This window comes from Mesorhizobium sp. M0615 (assembly GCF_040320805.1).
Taxonomy (GTDB): domain Bacteria; phylum Pseudomonadota; class Alphaproteobacteria; order Rhizobiales; family Rhizobiaceae; genus Mesorhizobium.
In genome coordinates this window covers 1-4,063 of record NZ_JAMYQI010000042.1, presented here as the reverse complement: position 1 = coordinate 4,063, position 4,063 = coordinate 1, and the positions used below count along the sequence as shown (strand labels likewise).

The 4,063-nt window shown below is 57.1% G+C and carries 4 protein-coding genes; 3 read left to right on the top strand and 1 reads right to left on the bottom strand.

Features of this window, described 5'->3' with window-relative positions; genetic code table 11:
• Together NKI46_RS30825 and NKI46_RS30820 are read left to right on the top strand one after the other, a co-directional pair.
• The coding region (locus tag NKI46_RS30825) for an ATP-binding cassette domain-containing protein (protein ID WP_352749698.1) at positions 1 to 809 on the top strand (809 nt) is incomplete at its 5' end.
• A complete protein-coding gene (locus tag NKI46_RS30820; protein ID WP_023698296.1) occupies positions 796 to 2,109 on the top strand; it encodes an HlyD family type I secretion periplasmic adaptor subunit in 1,314 nt (437 codons plus the stop codon). The genes NKI46_RS30825 and NKI46_RS30820, both read left to right, overlap by 14 nt.
• A 946-nt stretch (positions 2,110 to 3,055) precedes the next feature.
• Here NKI46_RS30820 and NKI46_RS30815 read toward each other — a convergent pair.
• Positions 3,056 to 3,265 carry a hypothetical protein gene (locus tag NKI46_RS30815; protein ID WP_023672260.1) on the bottom strand — a complete coding sequence of 70 codons (210 nt, stop codon included), beginning with the start codon at positions 3,263 to 3,265 and terminating at the stop codon, positions 3,056 to 3,058.
• Positions 3,266 to 3,290: 25 nt separating this feature from the next.
• Between NKI46_RS30815 and NKI46_RS31025 the strand changes: the two genes are divergently transcribed.
• Complete coding sequence (locus NKI46_RS31025) at positions 3,291 to 3,524, top strand: Y4oE-related protein (RefSeq protein ID WP_023699541.1); 234 nt, start codon at positions 3,291 to 3,293, stop codon at positions 3,522 to 3,524.
• Positions 3,525 to 4,063: the final 539 nt, after the last annotated feature.

Below are 4,063 nucleotides of genomic sequence, written 5' to 3'. Positions count from 1 at the left end.
ACCTCTTGGAAAAGGTTCCTGAAACCGCTCCTGTTATGCTAATGCCTGCACCTGAACGCGAACTGCGCCTCGAAAGCGTGACAATTGTTCCGCCCGGCGAAAGCAAGCCGACCGTGACCGGCATTGCGTTTGCCATTCAGGCGGGAAGCGCACTCGGGGTCATCGGTCCATCGGGCTCGGGCAAGTCGACACTCTGGCGCGCCATTGTCGGCGCATGGACGCCGGTCGCCGGGAAGGTTCGCATCGACAGCGCAAGCCTCGATCAATGGGACCGGGAAGCACTAGGCCGCCATATCGGCTATCTGCCGCAAGGTGTTGAACTGTTCGACGGCACCATTGCCGAAAACATTGCTCGTTTTGAACATGATCCTGACCCTGAGGCTATTGTCGCCGCGGCGAAAGCAGCGGGCACGCACGAACTGATCCTCCGATTTGAGCACGGATACGAAACTCCGATTGGTGAGGTCGGATCGGCACTTTCCGCCGGGCAGCGCCAGCTTATCGGTCTTGCCCGTGCCCTTTATCGAGACCCGTTCCTTGTTGTGCTGGATGAACCCAATATCCATCTCGACGCGGAAGGCGAAGCTGCAGTCGCTAAGGCGATCGCCTCCGTGCGCGAGCGCAAGGGCATTGCGGTTGTTGTCTGCCATCAGCCGAGCGTCATCCGCGCCGTGGATTTGGTGTTGGTGATGGAAGGTGGACGGCAGCGATCATTCGGTGCGCCTTCCAAAGTCCTGAAGGCCATCGAGTCTACACAGGATAACGTGGCAGAGCGCGCTGACATGGAGGATACCGGTGTCCGGCATTGATCAGAACAATGACGTTTCAAGCTCCATTCGCCGCCACCTGGTGGCGGGCTTTCTGGCGAGCGTGATCTTTGTGGGAGGAGCCGGAGCCTGGGCGACCTTCACGAATCTCTCCGGTGCGGTTGTAGCGTCCGGACACTTTGTCGTCGTTTCCTATGTCAAGAAGGTGCAGCACCCGACTGGCGGGGTGGTGGGAGAAATCCTGGTGCGCGAAGGCGATAAGGTAAAAGCCGGCGACATCCTCATGCGGCTCGATGCCACCCAGGCGCGCGCTAATCTCGCCATAGTCACCAAGCGGCTCGATGAGCTGGCCGCCTACCTGGCACGACTCGATGCTGAGCGTGACGATCTCGCGGAAATCCCCTTCCCGGACTGGCTACTCGCCCGAAGAGATGTTCCGGACGTAGCTTCGGCAATAGATAGCGAGACGTTGCTGTTCGAATTCCGCAGGCAATCCCGCGACGGGAAGCAGGCGCAATTGGCGGAACGCATTACTCAATATCACCACGAGATCGAAGGACTCAAGGCGCAGGAAATTGCCTGTGAAAAAATGATCGAGGTTCTCCAAAAGGAAATTGCTGTTCTAAGTGGGCTGCGCAACCAAGGCATTGTCTCGGACCAACGGTTGAACAGCCTGAAGATCCAGGTTGCCACTTTCGGTGGCGAACGCGGTGAGAAGATCGCAGATCAGGCACAGACGGCAGCCCGCATAGCCGAAACGCGCCTGCAGATCCCGCAGATCGATCAGGATTTCAAGTCGGAAGTGGGCCAGGAGCTCAGAGAGGTTCAGGCGCAGGTCGGGGAGTATGTTGAGCGCAAGGTGGCGGTTGAACAGGAACTGCGGCGGATCGATATCGTCGCGCCGCAGTCAGGCACCATTCAACAACTCGCAATTCATACGGTCGGCGGAGTGATCACGCCCGCCGATCCGATCATGCTAATCGTGCCGGAAGGCGACGATCTTGCGCTTGAAGTACGAATCACCCCGAAGGACATCGACCAAATCCAGCTTGGTCACAAGGCCGTGCTGCGGATGTCAGCCTTCAATCTGAGAACCACGCCGATATTGAACGGATATGTCAGCCGGATCGCAGCCGATCTGGCGACGGATGAAAAAAACGGCATTTCGTACTACCTGGTGCGCCTGTCGGTTCCGCAGGCGGAACTGACGAAGCTCAAGGGCCTGACGCTCGTGCCCGGTATGCCGGCCGAAGCGATGGTCCAGACGGGTGAGCGTACGGCGCTTTCCTATTTCGTGAAGCCGCTGTCGGACCAAATCAGTCGGACATTCCGGGAGGAATGAAATAACCCACAGGAATCTATTGTTGCCATTTCTGTTGGTTGTCCGCATGCTATGTGCGTGGTAAGATCTGAAAGCACAGACATTTCTACTTGCCTCTGGGCACCGCTTGTTTCTGTAATATTCAGCTCATGTTGCAACTGAGTATCCTTGGTTTCCAACGGTTTTTGCTGGTGCGCGGCTGATGGACGCGACATGAAACGCGACATGAAAACCCGCCACCAGCCGCAGCGGGCTGTTCGTTTCTCTTCTGCGGAATGAAAGTCAGTCAGTGCCGCGTGGCTGACATCGCCTCGAACATATCCCAAGCCGCATCTCGGTTTCGGTGCTTGCCGGATTGACGGCAGCATTTCTACTCGGCTGCACCGCTTCCGCATACGCTGATTGCTTGGGTGAAAGCGACTACAGGGTCTGCACAGATTCCTATTCCGGTAAAAATGGGGATCAACATGTGAGATCGTAGGATACCGAAGGGAATAACTATTCGATTGACACCGAAACTCTTCGCTTTCCGAACGGATGCCAAGAGATCACCAGTAGCGATAGCGAAGGAAACTCCACTCCATTCGCTCCTGGACAGACAGCACCGGAACTCATTCCGTGGACACTGAAGGCAACGAATGCACCATCACGCCATCAGGTACTATGATGGGATGCGGGGAATAGGTGCGATGCGATGAAGAAGTTCGGCGTCTTTGGCTGCACTGGTTGCGTAGCCGCCATTATCATAGGGTGGCTGCTCGGTGTGCGCATATTGGTAGTTCAACCGATCGGAGCCATTCCTGAGGGTGTAACTGCCATAGTATATGGGGTTCCGGATCCTCCCTACGAAAAGCAATGGCGAGTCGACTTAAAACCGTCGTAGCCGGTAGATCAATAACAATTGCTTGTTCGGATCGGACGAACCAACCTGGATGGGCAACACGACCGGGGGCTAATGCCACTTCGGTCAGGCGAACCCTCCGGGGAACCTACCGTGAGATAGCCTCTGCTTCAGGTCGTTGGCATTCAGGATGGCGGCCAGCTCTTCGGCATACTCCATGTCGGGAAGGTCGACAGATGGGTGGCCCGCTACAATAGCCGGGAGCCCGGTGAACACGTCGAATACCGTCCACGTCCCATCCGGTTCCTGCCTTTCGTCGTACCGCAGAGTTGCCATGAGGGGATCATATAGTCACCCTTAGGTGTTGGGAATATTTGGTCCACGGAGGCTCGCGATCCGGAGCGCTGATTTCGCCGCTTTGAAGATTGCCGATCTCGTCGACAGAGATCAGGCCGCTCAATCTGCGATCGAACTTTATGGGATGGAAGCACCGACCGCCGTGGCGCACTGCGCTTTGGAGGCGCATTTCGACGGTCGACCAGATGACTACCGCTTTTGGTGCGATGTCTTTCACCAACTGAGAAAACCAAACTGACGGAACTTTGCCGCAGCATCTTGTTCGGTCGCGCATGGCTAGAATAGCCGACCTTGGACCGCCTATCCCCGACAAGCCACACCAACCGCAGGACTGTGACGATCGATTTCACGCATGCCCGATCTGCGGTCAGCAGGTCGACAAACGCGATTTCCGCCAGGTGATGTGGCACGAGCAACCAGATCACGATCCGCTTGAACTGGATCAGTGAGGCAGGAACAACTTGGCAGCCTTCAGGGGCGCGTCACACTAGGAAGGAAAGCGCGGGCCGGACCCTTTGCCGCCGGCCGGCAGCGGTAAGGCATCCTCACGAGCGCTGCGGTGGACCAACTTTTCCATTTACGCGTTGTTCCTAATGCAAATGAAAGGTCGTGTCCCATCAGGTGGGTGTAGCTCGGCGGTAGCGAAGCCGCTCACGAGCGCGCCGTTAGTAGCGCTGTAGCCAGCGAGCGGGGTGTGGGTGGTCATCGGCGCTTTCCGGTAGGGTTTGGTTGTTGACGCCAACCCATTTCGGAAGGACCACCGATGACCGACGACAT